The following is a 15454-nucleotide window of genomic DNA, read 5'->3' as shown; positions in this document are numbered from 1 at the left end:
CTCCTTCCTTCATCCAACCTTCTCGGTGCTTAAAACCTGACTATCTTTTAATCACGAAGCCGTCTCTTCCTGCGGACAAACTCCGCATAATCCAGGTCCTCAGGCGTCGTGATTTTTATATTGTCATAGGCCCCTTCCACCAGCTTGACGGGGATGCCCAGCCGTTCGACCAGCATCGCGTCGTCCGTACCGACGAAGCCTTCCGCCACGGCCCGCTCATGGGCCGCCAGCAGGTCGGTACGCCGAAAAGCCTGCGGTGTCTGTATCGCCCACAGGCTGCGCCGATCCGGGGTCGCTGCGACAAAGCCCTGCGCGTCCGCCTGCTTGATCGTATCCTTCACCGGTACGGCGAGGACGGCCGCGCCATGCGTTCTGACGGCTTCGCAGCAAGCCGTGATTTGCTCACTCGTGACAAAAGGGCGGACGCCGTCATGCACCAGTACCCAAGGAGTGCTGAGATGCAGCAAGCCTTGGCGTACCGAGTCTTGACGCTCAGCCCCGCCCGGAATAACCTGTATTTGTTCGCCTATGCCATATTCGGCAATCCATGACCGGCACCGGTCCACATCTTGCTTCCCGGTAACAAGCACGATTTGCGAGATCCATGGATGACGCCGAAACACCTCCAGCGTATGAATAAAGATCGGCTTCCCGTCCAGCAGAAGATACTGCTTACTCTCCACCGTCCCCATTCGTGTGCCGCGGCCTGCCGCCACCACGATGACTCCCGTATCGCCGCTTGCTTGCAACCCTGTCATGATCTGCCTCACCTTTAACTGAATTCAACCGCACCGCAGCCAAACGCAGCGCAGTTAATTCCATCATACCGAATTATTGGGCTTTTTCCAACAGTTTTGGTTTGGCAAAAATCATTCGTCCCGCCGAGGTCTGCAGCACGCTGGTCACCAGCACTTCGGTAATGGTGCCAATGTAGTCGCGTCCGCCTTCAACGACGATCATCGTCCCGTCATCCAAGTAGGCGACCCCTTGTCCATGCTCCTTGCCGTCCTTGATCACCTGAACCATAATTTCTTCACCAGGCAGCACGACTGGTTTGACCGCATTGGCCAAATCGTTAATGTTCAGCACAGATACACCCTGCAGTTCACACACCTTGTTGAGGTTAAAATCATTGGTCACGACCTTCCCCTGCAAGACCTTGGCTAGTTTGACGAGCTTGCTGTCCACCTCGGAGATTTCCTCGAAATCCCCTTCATAAATCATCACCTTCACATCCAGCTCTTTCTGGATTTTGTTCAGGATATCCAGCCCCCGCCGCCCGCGATTTCGCTTGAGCAAATCCGAGGAATCGGCGATATGCTGGAGCTCCTCCAGCACGAACTCCGGAATGACAATCGTTCCTTCGATAAAGCCGGTTTTACAGATGTCAGCAATCCGTCCGTCGATAATCACGCTCGTATCCAAAATTTTGTGTTCCTCTGCCCAACGCTCCTCTTCCGGAGCAGGGGTCCCCCACTTCCCGGATTTCCATAGCGAGGACAGTTCTTCCTTCTTCGCCAGTCCAACACAGAGCCCAATGTAGCCAAACAGCGCCGATACCGCGAATTGCGCCATGCTCTCCATTGTGCCGAGCCAGGACAGCAGGGGGTAGACCATTAAGGAAAGAAGAAGTCCCGCAGTCAATCCGGCCGCACCGGCAGCCATTTCATTCATCGGGATCCGCGTTAAAGCAGCGATCCACGTTTTTACTTTGGAAGAAACGACGTCTGCAGCCATAGAGAACAGGAACAAGAACAGTAGCGCACCGGCCGCAGCCCAGATTAAATTCGCTGCGATCGGGTTCATTTCGCGAAACCAGTCGCTCGCAGCCCCCGGCAACACACCGGACAAGCCGCCGGTCGTATAACCGAACCAGGCCCCGCATAAACCAGCTAAAATCATCGAGTATTTTTTCAGCACGTCTCTCTTCACCTCCTGAATAAGTATCTTCTTTAGCCAGTATGAACCAATTTCAAAGCACCTAATCCTGGACCTCTATTTTTTTCCAAAAAAGCACCAACGAAAATCCGAATGCGCCCCATAACGATGGGATTTCAGGTTGATCTTGAAGGAAAAGGTGGAATATAATGAATTCAATTCATAATATTGAGGTGGATGGAAAATGAGCGCACCAAGCCTACAGTCTTTTCAAGAACAAGTTTCTGAACTGTTGCTCCGTCACCGCAGCCTGTTGGATGTCTTGTCGAAGATGGGACAAACCAACGCAGCTGCTGTCCGTTCTGTAACCAAATCCGTAACCGAATGCGGTTGCATCGAGCTGCACGCCACCAAGCAAGACTTCGAGCCAGGCATGAATTTGCAACAAGCCAAGGAAACGATCGCCAAGCACGTCCATGGGGAACTGTGCGAGAATTGCCGGGATGTCATCACCAATGAGCTTGGACGCAACCTTTTCTATATGTCCGCCCTTTGCAATTTGCTGGATATTAACATGGAAGAGATCGTGGAGCGTGAATCGCAGAAATGTGCCACGCTGGGTTTTTTTAACTTATCGTAAGGGTATCTTGTACTTAGGTTATGGGGAACATGCAATTGTATAAGAGGAAATCAAAAAGGCATCGATCCTTTCCGCCCGCGGGAGATCCATGCCTTTTTCTTATTAGCGGGATTGTTGGTTGTCCTTATTGTTTGGGACGATACACTTCTTGAGCGTCATTATCTTCATCGTCCTGATGTTTGCGGCGAAGCAGTCGGTTGATGTTCTGCCGAAGACCGTATGCCGCGTAAATCACCAACGGGATAAAAATCAACTTCGCTGTCTGGTCCGGAAATAGAACGGCGATCACCACTGCAAAAATTACAACCAGCGGCGTATACACAATAGTTCGCTTCGGTAAGCCGATCTTCTTGAAATTCGGATATCTGACCGTGCTAATCATCAAATACGATAACAGAAGCATAGATACCACGAAGTAGGGCGCCGAAATTTCCCGGTAAAACAACGATAGTGTTGCCAGAACTCCACCTGCAGCCGGAATCGGCAACCCGATGAAGTATCCTGGAGCTCCCTTCTGAACGTTAAACCGGGCCAGTCGCAACGCCCCACACATCGGGAAGATGATCGTCACTGCCCAAGCGACGCCGGAAGGAATGCTGTGAAAGGAAATCATGTACATAATCAGTGCTGGAGCCAAACCAAATGAAATGAGATCCGATAAGGAATCGAGCTCTTTGCCGAACTCGCTTTGGGCGTTCAGCGCACGGGCAACCCGTCCGTCTAACCCATCGAGCAGCATCGCGACAATTACCATAATGGCGGCCATGCTAAATCGGCCTTCCATTGCCAGCAGAATCGCCAGCGTTCCGAGAACCATGTTACCTAAGGTAAACAGGTTCGGAAGGGATTTTGTAATCATCTCTTCACCTCGAGTAGATATTCCTGAACCATTCATTGATGATAGGTGATTTAGATTTGTCTGTCAATGAATACCTGTTCCTGCAAGCGTTTGAGCCCCTCTTTGATGGAGCGTGCTCGCACTTCGCCGATCCCGTCAACTTCATCCAACTCCTCAATGCTGGCCATCATCACATTGGGTAAACGGCCAAACCGTTCGACCAGGTTGTGAATGATGACATTGGGCAAACGCGGAATTTTGTTCAACACGCGATACCCCCGCGGTGAGATCAACTCCTCTGAAGTTGCGGCGGAAGAAGGATAGCCCAAAAGCTTCGTAATATGGTTATCATCCAGCAGTTCATCGTCGGTGGAGCGCTTCAGCCCCATAATAATTTCTCGAATCGCTTCGTCGCTGTCATCCTTGGCATAGTCCTTATACAACAGCCAGGCCTCTTCCTCCATGTTGCTGACCAGTTCCTCCATCTGCATACTGATCAGACGTCCCTCGGTTCCCAATTCATTGATGAACCGTTTGATCTCCATCTTGATCCGGATGACCATTTCCACCCGTTGAATGACGTTAATCACCTCTGGCAAGGAGACAAGCTCCTCGAACTCGGAAGCTGTCAGGTTCGTTAAGGCTTGATTCAGAACGGAGCGGTACTTCTCCAACGTCTGAATCGCCTGGTTCGCCTTCGTTAGGATCACGCCGATCTCCTTCAGGGCATATCGCAATCCCCCTTGATACAGCGTGATAATGTTCCGGCGCTGGGAGATGGAGACGACCAGCTTACCGGTCTGTTTGGCCACCCGTTCAGCCGTACGGTGCCGAATCCCTGTTTCCGAGGAAGCAATCGAGGAGTCGGGGATCAGTTGAGTATTGGCATACAGTATCCGCTTCAAGTCTTCGCTAAGGATAATGGCTCCGTCCATTTTGGCCAGCTCATAGAGATAGTTCGGCGAGAAATCACAGTTGATGGAGAAGCCGCCCTCAACGACTTCCATGACCTCCGGGCTGTAACCAACCACAATCAGACCACCGGTTTTGGCCCGTAACACGTTCTCGAGTCCGTCACGAAAAGCCGTTCCCGGTGCGACAAGTTTCAGCAATTCGTTCATTTTCTCTGCATGGGTAGTTTCCTTCATCATCTAATGCCCCCTAATCTAACGCAACAGCTAGCGCATCTGCAACGGTATTTACACCTATTAATTCAATCCCTTGCGGACCTTTCCACCCTTTCATGCTCTTCTCCGGCAAAATGACGCGTTTAAAGCCCAGCTTGGCCGCTTCTTTCACGCGTTGCTCCGCCCGGGAAACCGCCCGTACTTCGCCGGTCAACCCCACTTCTCCAAAGAACACGTCATACGGCTTCGTTGGGAGGTCGCGGAAGCTTGAGGCTACACTTACCGCGATGGCCAGATCAACCGCCGGTTCATCCAGCTTCACCCCGCCGGCCAGGTTGACGTAAGCGTCCTGATTTTGCAGGAACATCCCCATTCGCTTCTCAAGGACAGCGATGATCAGGTTCATCCGCTGATAGTCTACCCCCGTGGCCATCCGTCTTGGCGAAGGAAAATGGGTGGCGGAAATCAAGGCCTGCAGCTCGACCAGCATCGGGCGCGTCCCCTCCATGCTGGCTACAACGGTGGAGCCCGCCACGCCGAGCGGTCGCTCGGATAGAAACAGCTCCGACGGATTCGATACCTCCGCCAGGCCGGATTCGTTCATTTCAAAAATCCCTATTTCATTCGTCGAACCAAAGCGGTTCTTCACGGCCCGCAGCAGCCGATAGGAATGATGCCGTTCGCCTTCGAAATACAATACGCAATCGACCATATGCTCCAGCAGACGCGGTCCGGCGATCGCCCCTTCCTTGGTCACGTGACCGACCAGAACCGTAGCGATGCCTTGCCCTTTGGCAATTCGCATAAACCTCGCTGTACATTCCCGCACTTGGGATACACTTCCGGGGGCGCTAGTCACTTCCGGCAAGTAAACCGTCTGGATCGAATCGATCACCAGGAAGTCTGGTTTAACTTGTTCGATCGCTTCTTCGATCCCGTCCATGCTGCTTTCGCACAAGACGAACAGTTCCGCAGACAAGGCTCCCAGCCGTTCCGCCCGTAACTTCGTCTGGCGGACAGATTCCTCCCCTGAGATATACAAGACTCTCAGGCCGCTGCGTGCCATTTCATGCGAAGTCTGCAGCAACAGGGTCGATTTCCCGATACCGGGGTCTCCCCCGACCAGGACCAGCGAGCCCGGTACGACACCGCCGCCAAGCACCCGGTTTAATTCCCCGATGCCTGTTTGAATTCGCGGTTCTTTGCCGCTCTCTATATTTATGATCGATTCCGGCTTTTCTTTCGCATGAAAAATCCCGGAAGTCATTCCCTGCGTTTTGACGGGCTTCTCCACTTCTTCGACCATGGAGTTCCAAGCGCCGCAACCCGGGCATTTTCCATACCATTTGGGCGATTCATAACCGCAATCGGAGCATAAAAACTTATGTTTTACTTTAACCATTTATCTCTCCTTCTCGCCTCTGCAATATTTAACAGACTTAGCAGACACCGTATCTTTAGGGTTACTAAAATTTTACCACCCTTTCGCTTGGATCGAAAGCTATGGAGGTTACGGCCGCCATGGCGGCAGGATTCAAAAAAGGCAGCCCCAAAGCATCGCTTTGGAAGCTGCCTTTCAATTATTTCATCGGCTTTAACGTTACGGATTTGAAGGATTTACCAACATTTTTTTACACAAGTTACGCATTTTTGATGAACGTTCCCGTACGTTCGACCTTCAATTCGCCATTTTCTTCGTCAATCGTCAACGAATCGCCTTTCTTCACGTTACCGGTCAACAGTTCTTCGGACAGGCGATCTTCGATATGCTTCTGAATCGCCCGGCGGAGCGGACGTGCCCCGTACGCAGGATCGTAGCCCACTTTAGCCAGGAACGCCTTCGCCCGATCGGTCAGCGTGAAGTCAACATCGTATTCGCGCAGGCGTTTACGCAGTTCTTCGGACATCAGGGTGACGATTTGACCGATATGTTGCTCCTCGAGCGAATGGAAGACGATAATTTCGTCGATCCGGTTCAGGAACTCCGGACGGAAGCTCTTCTTCAGCTCTTCCATCACTTTGCCCTTCATGTTCTCGTAATCCGCGCCCGCATCTTGAACCGCCGTGAATCCGAGACGTGTATTGCGTTTGATCGCATCAGCGCCCACGTTCGAGGTCAAGATGATCAGCGTATTGCGGAAATCCACTACGCGGCCCTTGGAGTCGGTCAACCGGCCGTCTTCTAGCACCTGCAACAGGATGTTAAATACTTCCGGATGTGCCTTCTCGATTTCGTCCAACAGGACAACGGAGTACGGTTTGCGGCGTACTTTTTCAGTCAGCTGACCACCTTCTTCATATCCGACATATCCTGGAGGCGCACCGACAAGACGAGCGGTGGAGTGTTTCTCCATGTACTCAGACATATCGATCCGGATTACCGCGTTCTCATCGCCAAACATCGCTTCGGCCAGTGCGCGAGCAAGCTCGGTTTTACCTACCCCGGTTGGACCCAGGAAGATAAAGGAGCCCATCGGACGCTTCGGATCTTTAAGTCCTGCGCGTGCCCGGCGGATCGCCCGGCTGACCGCCTTCACGGCTTCCTCTTGCCCGATAACGCGCTCATGCAGGATTTTCTCCATGTTGAGCAAGCGTTCGGTTTCCTCTTCCTTCAGCTTGTTCACCGGAATTCCTGTCCAGCTGGCAACAACTTGGGCGATATCCTCCGGCGTCACTTCGGAATCGGTCCGTCCTTGTTTCTCTTTCCATTGATTCTTCGTCATGTCGAGCTCTTCACGAATCTTCTGTTCTGTATCGCGAAGCGCTGCCGCTTTCTCGAATTCCTGGCTTTGCACCGCCGCGTCTTTCTCCTTGCGGATATCCTCCAGGCGGCTTTCCAGTTGCTTCAGATTCGGCGGTACCGTGTAAGAGTTGAGCCTTACTTTAGACCCCGCCTCGTCAATGAGGTCGATCGCTTTATCCGGCAGGAAGCGGTCTTGGATGTAGCGGTCGGACAGTTTAACCGCTTGCTCAATTGCTTCGTCGGTGATTTTCACCCGATGGTGCGCTTCATAGCGGTCACGCAGCCCGTGCAGAATTTGGATCGCTTCTTCGACCGATGGCTGATCTACCGTGATCGGTTGGAAACGACGTTCCAGCGCGGCGTCTTTTTCGATATATTTCCGGTATTCATCCAATGTAGTTGCACCGATGCATTGCAGCTCGCCGCGAGCCAGCGCCGGCTTCAAGATGTTCGAAGCATCAATCGCGCCTTCTGCGCCGCCTGCCCCGATCAGCGTATGCAACTCGTCGATAAAGAGGATGATGTTCCCGGCTTGACGGATTTCGTCCATGATCTTCTTCAGACGGTCCTCAAATTCCCCGCGATACTTCGTACCGGCAACGACGGAGCCCATATCCAGGGTCATGACACGTTTGTCACGCAGCGTCTCCGGAATTTCGTTGTTAATGATCTTTTGCGCGAGACCTTCCGCGATGGCGGTTTTCCCGACGCCCGGTTCCCCGATTAGCACCGGATTGTTCTTCGTCCGGCGGCTGAGTACTTGGATTACCCGTTCGATTTCTTTACTGCGGCCAATCACCGGATCCAAATTGCCCTCTTTCGCCGCGGCCGTCAAGTCACGGGCCAAGCTGTCCAGCGTTGGGGTATTCACGTTCGTTGGAGTGCCGTGATGGCTGGATACGGCCTCACTGCTGCCCAGCAGCTGCAGCACTTGCTGACGCGCTTTGTTCAAGCTGATGCCCAGGTTGTTCAGCACGCGGGCCGCTACGCCTTCCCCTTCACGAATCAGGCCGAGCAAAATATGCTCTGTCCCAACATACGTATGGCCGAGTTTACGCGCTTCATCCATAGACAGTTCGATCACTTTCTTGGCACGCGGTGTATAAGCGATATTGGTCGGTTGCTCTTGTCCGCGACCGATGAGCGTTTCCACTTCATCCTGTATTTTCTCAAGTCCCAGACCCAATCCGATCAATGCTTTGGCGGCGATGCCTTCGCCTTCACGGATCAAACCGAGCAGTACGTGTTCTGTTCCGATATTATTATGTCCGAGTCTTACGGCTTCTTCTTGAGCTAGTGCCAACACCTTCTGCGCACGCTCCGTAAATCTTCCAAACATCATCTTCTCCTACACCTCCATAGTTGGTACTACCCGTTATTTCCCCATTCGTTCCCGAATGAGTTTGGCGCGGTACATATCCCGTTCCGCCGGGGACATGCTGCTGCTGAATTTCTTCTGCAAAAAACCGGGTTGCGTCATGACGTTCAATTCATTTAGCGCTTGAGTAGATACACCTTCGATCAACCCTAAGTCAACGCCAAGTCGTACATCCGACAGCCGCTGGGCGGCTTCCTTCGAGTCGATGATGTACGCCTGGGACAAAATCCCGTAGGAGCGCATCACCCGGTCCATCATGCGCAGCCGCGATTCGCTGATCAGCTTCTCACGCGCCGTTTTCTCATGCTGAATGATCTGAAGAACCACGCCGTATAAATTTTCAATGATCTCAGATTCGCTTTGTCCTAGTGTAATCTGATTTGAGATTTGAAACAAGTTACCCATCGCTTCACTGCCTTCGCCGTAGATCCCGCGGACGGTTAAACCGACCTGCGATACCGCTGATAAAATGCGGCCGATCTGCTGCGTCAGCACCAGTGCCGGCAAATGCATCATGACCGAAGCACGAAGTCCGGTTCCTACATTCGTCGGACAGCTGGTTAAGTATCCGCGCCGGTCGTCGAAGGCATAATCCACATGGGATTCGAAAATGTCGTCGATTGCCGTCGCTTTTTCCCAAGCCTCTTGGACCTGGAGCCCCGGATATAAACACTGGATACGCAAATGATCCTCTTCGTTCACCATAATGCTCAGGCTCTCATCTTCGCTGATGAAGACCGCTCCATTTCTGGAGTCGTTCGCCAGATTTGGACTGATCAAATGCTTCTCAACCAGTACTCGTTTATCCAATTCATCCAAGTCTGCCAGATGCACTGGGTATAGCTTGCCGTGAGCCTGGAGTGCTTTATCGCTCAGAACCTCCTGCAGCAGATTCAGCACCTCTTCCGATTGCGTGTTGGTGGCCAACATCGGGAAGGGATGGTGCAGGATGTTGCGGGCGATCCGTACCCGGCTGCTTATGACGATATCGGATTCTTTCCCTTTGCGGCTCATCCATTCGCTCAGCGGCTGTTCGGTGAATCGGAGATTGGTCACCCTACATCCCTCCTATTCTGCAGATAAGTTCTTCTCAAGCTCACGAATTTGGTCCCGCAGGGCTGCAGCTACCTCAAATTCCTCTTGGAGAATTCGGTATTGCAGCTCACGGCGAAGATCATCGAGCTTACGTTTGACTTGAATATGACCGCCGATCCGTTTCGGCACCTTCCCAACGTGGACGGTATTGCCGTGGACCTTCTTAAACAACGGATCTAGACGATCATTGAAATATTTGTAACAAGAGCTGCACCCAAAACGCCCGATTTTGCTGAACTGGGAATACGTCATACCGCATTCTTCGCAGCGCAGATGTTCTGGTGTGCTGTGCCCGGAGATCTGACCTTTGGTCGCCGGACCTAAATCAAGGAAGCCCGACAGCAGGTTATGAATCGAAAAGCCGCCCGAGGTGCCGGGAATCAGCTCCCCTTTTTCCCTGGCGCAGGTTTCACAAAAGTGAAACTCCGTTTTCTCGCCATTCACGATTTTCGTAAAATGCAAGGTTGCCGGGCGTTTGCCGCATTCTTGGCATTGCATCGCACGTCCCTCCTTACGGGATAGACTAAAGACAGCAGATCCTTCAACCTGTATTGGTGTTACATCATGTAGTTAACTCAACAATGAGATCAACATCGCTCGCATCAATCTTGCCCGGATCTGGTCGCGATACGGCAGCTTCACTGCCAACACATCGCGGGATATCGCCGAGCGCATCATTGCGGCCTCCCGAGGGGTTAAAACCCGGGCTTCTTCCAAGCGATAAATCAATCCTTCCGCCGCAGATTGCCCGATCTCTTCCCCAATCGTTTCATGCAAGTGGGTGTGCAGCGATGATGGTCCCGGCAGTTGCAGGCGCCGAATCCGAACATAACCGCCACCGCCGCGCTTGCTCTCGACCAGATACCCCTTCTCCAGAGTAAAACGGGTGCTGATGACATAGTTAATTTGCGACGGCACGCAGGAAAATTGGTCGGCAAGTTCGTTACGTTGAATCTCTATAATCCCCTCAGGACTTTCATGCAAAATACTCTTGAGATATTTTTCGATGATATCGGAGATATTACGCATCACTCATCCTCCATTATTCCATACGTGTATCTCATGTTGCGGTTTGACACCACTAAAAGTCGTCAAGAATGGATGCGCGTCTTGGCTTGGAGGCACATCGCAATCGTCAAAATCGGTTGCTTGCCATGGGCGAAGAAGCACATTGCAAGGTCAAACAGATGCTATCATGTCCTATGTGTAGCGTACCGGATGATGGTAGTCGCCGATAAGGCGCACCGTGACCCGGTTCTGTTGACTTTGACTTTCTTTGACTTTATAAACATTATACCATAATTTGATGATTTGCCAAGAGGGGCTACAGTTTCAGTTCCAGTGTGGACTTTGCGCTTACAAAATATTCGTGCTAAAGCGTATGAGAACCTTGCACGGTTGGTGCCTATTGGACATGTGTGGTCTTTCACTTTTTGTGTGCGATTCCTGCAAAAATACAGTTTTGGGGTGCGGAAGTGGCCGTTTGGCCAAAATAACTGCAAAAGTGCAGGTTTTTTTGCGCTAAAATACCTGATTTGCCCCATTTCGCAAAAAAATAACTGCACTTTTGCAGTTTTCAGCTCGGACAGGTACAAACCAAACACAAAAAGAGCACCACCGATCAACGGTAGTGCTCTTTCTNCTTTTGCTTGGCAGCGTCCTACTCTCCCAGGACCCTTCGGTCCAAGTACCATCGGCGCTGGAGGGCTTAACGGTCGTGTTCGGGATGGGAACGAGTGGAACCCCTCCGCCATTACCACCAAACAATTCAAGGTTTAATCCTTGAAAACTGGATACGAAACAAATCTGCGTTTGCCTTTCCGGGCCCCGCCAAAGTATTCGGACTAAGCATCGAAGCTTCACGTCACTNCTCAGGCAGAGTTAAAACCGAGGGCTTGACAAAAACGTTCATAGCAACGGACCTCAGAGACCTTATTGTCTCATTTCCCGGGGATTTCCCTATCTAACGGACTCAAGCGGCCTTATTCCACATAAATCCCGCAAGAGACAAGCAATTCGGGGCAAATAACGTCATCTGTGTCCGTTAGATTTGAGACAGCCCGTTTTCCAATACATTAACGTCTCTAGAGTCCGTTAGACGCAAGTCGCACAATCAGCACGTTCAGCACGTTCAGCCAAACCCGTTTACATTTCCGTCGGCTGCTTCTCACGCAGCTGCTGCTTGAGCTCCCGAACTTCGCCGCGCAACTGCTCAATCTCACGCTGCATTTCGCGCATAGCGTCGACGACCGGGTCCGGCAGTTGATGGCTGAGTCGGTCCAGACGTTTGCCGTGCTGGCGAACCACGCGGCCCGGGATACCAACCACGGTGCTGCCGGCAGGTACCTCCTTCAAGACGACCGAGTTCGCGCCAATGTTCGCCTGATCTCCGATTTTAAACGAACCCAGCACCTTTGCCCCGGAACCAATCACGACATTGTTGCCGACGGTTGGATGCCGTTTGCCTTTCTCCTTCCCACTGCCGCCCAGCGTGACTCCCTGATAGATAACCACATCGTCCCCAATTTCGCAAGTTTCCCCAATGACGACGCCCATGCCATGGTCAATGAACAGCCGATTGCCAATTCGCGCCCCAGGATGAATTTCAATGCCGGTAAAAAACCGACTCACCTGCGAAATGATGCGTGCCGTTGTATACCAGCGGTGACGATAGAAAAAGTGCGCAATCCGGTGGCTCCAAATCGCATGCAGACCGGAATAGGTAAAGATCACTTCGAACCAGTTGCGTGCCGCTGGATCGTTGTCGAACACCGCCTGGATATCGGATCGGATTCTCTTGAACATAGTCTTCCCACCTTCTTTTCCTATCGCAAACAGAATTAAAAAAACGTCCCTGCAGCTTACGCTGCAGAGACGCCTGACGACGTGGTTCCACTCTGCTTTGGATGAGTTCGCCTTTAGGGGCGGTTGATGTCCATTACAGGCTCAACCAAGCTTTGCTCTTAAGGTGACTCCTCCCTCTTAAAGTCCTTAACGCGGACAAAACGGCGAAAGCTACCTCGCCTTATTCAAGGCGTGTTCGCATTCGCGGCTCCCGGGTGCATTTCCGCCAGCACATATCCAGATAACTTCCAGCCTGGTATCTTCTTTGCGTGGTCCGCTCTGAAGGGTCCCGGTTATCCTCTCTGGTCGATACGGCTGATCGCGTACTTCTCCCGATCTATGCCATTTGGGCTCTAAAGACGGCGGTCTGCCGGTATGGTTCTAGTTGCAAGGTCTATCTGCATTAATATTACCTAATGGACGTCCTACTGACAATGGCAGCCCGGAAAAAATTTATCCCTCTCTTTCTAACGCTGATCTCAGACGTTATTCGAGCAAAAAAGAGGGTACATTCAGCGCTAACGCTTGCCAGACACCTTATTCCTTGATTTCAGCAAGGAAATGAGCCTGACTTGCCACAATAAGCACTCTGACAAGCGTTAGAACAGAAAATCGGTCCGTTTCGCCTAAATAAGTGCTGTGGCAAGCGTTAGCGCAATTGTACTATGCGTCGTGCGCACAAGCCAGCCGGATACGGGGGCGACTTGGACAGCCTTAGGCAACCTTGGCCGGCCCGCCCGGGCCGTGCTGCCCACACTGAGCTTTCCTACGCCGCCCTACAAAGCAGCGATACGTGCCTTCAACCGCTCGATGACTTTGTCCCGGCCCAGTAGATAAATTGTTTGGTTCAGGTCACGGCCGTGCATTTGCCCGGTCAGTGCCACGCGGATCGGCATGAACAAGCCTTTTCCTTTGCTGCCCGTCTCCTTCTGCACCTCTTTGATGGCAGCGCCGATGTTCTCCACGCTGAAGTCGGCAAGGCCTTCCACCTTAGCCAAGAACGTCGACAGCACGTTTGGTACTTGCGGCTCGGCCAGCACGGCAGCAGCTTCATCGTCCACCGACAGCTCGCTGCGGAAGAACAACTCCGACAGCTCCACGATGTCTGAAGCCGCCGTCATTTGCTCTTGATACAACGCCACAAGCGCCTCGGCCCATGCTTGCTGCTCCGGCGACAGCTCCGCCGGAAGCCGTCCTGCCCGTTGCAGATGCGGGATGGCCAGCGAAGCGATCCGCTTCGGATCGGCGTTCTTGATGTAATGATTATTCAGGTGTGCCAGCTTGTTCGTATCAAACACCGCCGGGCTGCGCGACAAGCGGTTCGCGTCGAAGATCGAAATCAGCTCGTCCTTGCTGAAAATCTCCTCTTCCCCTTCCGGCGACCAGCCCAGCAGGGCGATAAAGTTAAATATCGCTTCTGGCAAATAACCGAGTTGATCGTACTGCTCGATAAATTGGATGACCGATTCGTCGCGTTTACTTAGCTTTTTGTGGTTCTCCCCAACGATCAGCGTCATGTGCCCAAATACCGGCGGCTCCCAGCCAAACGCATCGTAGATCATCAACTGACGAGGCGTATTGGACACGTGGTCCTCCCCGCGCAGTACGTGCGTGATGTTCATCAGATGATCGTCCAGCACAACGGCGAAGTTGTAGGTCGGAATGCCATCTTTTTTCACAATGACAAAATCTCCGCTGACGTCGGATTCAAACGAAATTGGCCCTTTCACCAAATCGTCGAACGTAAACGTACGGCCTTCCGGTACACGGAAACGAATGCTGTATTGGCGGCCCTCCGCGTCGTACGCAGCCAGCTGCTCCGGTGTCAGGTGACGGCATTTCCCGGAGTATCGCGGCGTCTCGCCGCGCGCCATCTGCTCCTCGCGTTCCTTCTCAAGCTCTTCTTCCGTACAGTAGCAACGATAAGCCAGCCCCCGGTCCAGCAGATCCTGCACCAGCGGGCGATACAAGTCGAGACGCTCCGTTTGCCGGTACGGACCGTAATTCCCGCCGACATCCACGCTTTCGTCCCAATCCATGCCTAACCATTTGAGGTAAGTCAGCTGGTTCTCCTCACCGCCGGCCACATTGCGTTTCACGTCTGTATCTTCGATACGGATGATGAATTTGCCCCCGTGGTGTCTGGCAAACAAATAATTAAACAACGCCGTTCTGGCGTTCCCGATATGTAAATGACCCGTTGGACTCGGCGCATAGCGCACGCGTACTTCAGCCATTTCAATCCCCTCCCTAATTTTATGACGTTGCCGTCAAGGCTCTATCCTTATAGTTAGCGAAAATATAACCTCACAAGCTTATGATGATAACACATTCTGAACCAGACAGACAACGCATTGTGCCGCAATGCCTTCACCGCGTCCAGTAAAACCGAGTTGCTCGGTGGTTGTAGCTTTTACGTTAATAAGCTCCGGCTGTGTACCCAGGGTGCGGGCAATAACCTCCACCATTTGCGGGATGTACGGAGCCATTTTCGGCTTTTGTGCAATGATCGTTGCGTCCAGATTGCCGATGCGATAGCCTTTCTCAACTGCCATATCCCATACGTGCTGTAACAACACCACGCTGTCTGCGTCTTTAAACGCTGGATCGGTATCCGGGAAGTGGCGGCCGATATCTCCTAACCCCAGCGCTCCCAAAATGGCGTCGCTGATCGCATGCAACAACACGTCGGCGTCCGAGTGCCCCAGCAAGCCTTTCTCATACGGGATATGCACCCCGCCGATTATACACGGCCTGCCCTCCACGAGCTGATGCACGTCAAAGCCTTGTCCTACTCTAAACATCCTTCTACCCTCTCCCAGTCATCTTTTAATCACGAAGCAACTCGAGGAAGTGAACTCGACATCGAATCTTGAATTCAGTCAGTCGCTCCGTTGCTCACGTAGGATCT

General features: G+C 52.4%; 13 protein-coding genes and 1 rRNA gene. 1 reads left to right on the top strand and 13 read right to left on the bottom strand.

The window, feature by feature from the left end; all coding sequences use genetic code 11:
• Window positions 1–47: 47 nt before the first annotated feature.
• A complete protein-coding gene (gene ispD / locus M891_RS0121020) occupies window positions 48–758 on the bottom strand; it encodes a 2-C-methyl-D-erythritol 4-phosphate cytidylyltransferase (RefSeq protein WP_036701344.1) in 711 nt (236 codons plus the stop codon).
• Window positions 759–831: 73 nt separating this feature from the next.
• Complete coding sequence (locus tag M891_RS0121015) at window positions 832–1920, bottom strand: PIN/TRAM domain-containing protein (RefSeq protein ID WP_028540161.1); 1089 nt, start codon at window positions 1918–1920, stop codon at window positions 832–834.
• Between the two features lie 202 nt (window positions 1921–2122).
• Between M891_RS0121015 and M891_RS0121010 the strand changes: the two genes are divergently transcribed.
• Entirely contained in the window at window positions 2123–2518 is a 396-nt protein-coding gene (locus M891_RS0121010) for a hypothetical protein (RefSeq protein ID WP_016310692.1), read from the top strand.
• A 124-nt stretch (window positions 2519–2642) separates the two neighbouring features.
• On the opposite strand, the gene pssA is transcribed toward M891_RS0121010, so the two are convergent.
• From pssA to ispF, 11 genes are all read right to left on the bottom strand, one after another.
• Window positions 2643–3377 (bottom strand): CDP-diacylglycerol--serine O-phosphatidyltransferase, encoded by a 735-nt coding sequence (pssA, locus tag M891_RS0121005; RefSeq protein WP_028540160.1) that lies wholly within the window; start codon window positions 3375–3377, stop codon window positions 2643–2645.
• 50 nt (window positions 3378–3427) lie between these two features.
• Window positions 3428–4504, bottom strand: coding sequence for a DNA integrity scanning diadenylate cyclase DisA (disA, locus tag M891_RS0121000; RefSeq protein ID WP_028540159.1), 1077 nt, complete (start codon window positions 4502–4504; stop codon window positions 3428–3430).
• A 13-nt stretch (window positions 4505–4517) separates the two neighbouring features.
• Window positions 4518–5885 (bottom strand): DNA repair protein RadA, encoded by a 1368-nt coding sequence (gene radA, locus M891_RS0120995; protein ID WP_028540158.1) that lies wholly within the window; start codon window positions 5883–5885, stop codon window positions 4518–4520.
• 238 nt (window positions 5886–6123) lie between these two features.
• Entirely contained in the window at window positions 6124–8568 is a 2445-nt protein-coding gene (gene clpC / locus M891_RS0120990) for an ATP-dependent protease ATP-binding subunit ClpC (RefSeq protein WP_028540157.1), read from the bottom strand.
• Window positions 8569–8601: 33 nt separating this feature from the next.
• Window positions 8602–9660 (bottom strand): protein arginine kinase, encoded by a 1059-nt coding sequence (locus M891_RS0120985; RefSeq protein ID WP_028540156.1) that lies wholly within the window; start codon window positions 9658–9660, stop codon window positions 8602–8604.
• Between the two features lie 12 nt (window positions 9661–9672).
• On the bottom strand, window positions 9673–10197 hold the full coding sequence (locus M891_RS0120980) for a hypothetical protein (protein WP_009226605.1): 525 nt from the start codon (window positions 10195–10197) through the stop codon (window positions 9673–9675).
• A gap of 72 nt (window positions 10198–10269) precedes the next feature.
• Entirely contained in the window at window positions 10270–10728 is a 459-nt protein-coding gene (locus M891_RS0120975) for a CtsR family transcriptional regulator (RefSeq protein ID WP_016310685.1), read from the bottom strand.
• 618 nt (window positions 10729–11346) lie between these two features.
• Window positions 11347–11463, bottom strand: a 5S ribosomal RNA gene (gene rrf, locus M891_RS0120970).
• 381 nt (window positions 11464–11844) lie between these two features.
• A complete protein-coding gene (gene cysE / locus M891_RS0120965) occupies window positions 11845–12504 on the bottom strand; it encodes a serine O-acetyltransferase (protein ID WP_028540155.1) in 660 nt (219 codons plus the stop codon).
• A gap of 815 nt (window positions 12505–13319) precedes the next feature.
• The gene (gene gltX, locus M891_RS0120960) at window positions 13320–14780 is read right to left on the bottom strand and encodes a glutamate--tRNA ligase (protein ID WP_028540154.1); all 1461 of its coding nucleotides are present in this window, start codon (window positions 14778–14780) and stop codon (window positions 13320–13322) included.
• 78 nt (window positions 14781–14858) lie between these two features.
• A complete protein-coding gene (ispF, locus tag M891_RS0120955; RefSeq protein ID WP_028540153.1) occupies window positions 14859–15347 on the bottom strand; it encodes a 2-C-methyl-D-erythritol 2,4-cyclodiphosphate synthase in 489 nt (162 codons plus the stop codon).
• Between the last annotated feature and the right edge of the window lie 107 nt (window positions 15348–15454).

The organism is Paenibacillus sp. J14, assembly GCF_000518465.1.
Classification (GTDB): domain Bacteria; phylum Bacillota; class Bacilli; order Paenibacillales; family Paenibacillaceae; genus Fontibacillus; species Fontibacillus barengoltzii.
The sequence above is the reverse complement of the archived record's forward strand: the minus strand, read 5'-3'. Positions and strand labels throughout refer to the sequence as shown.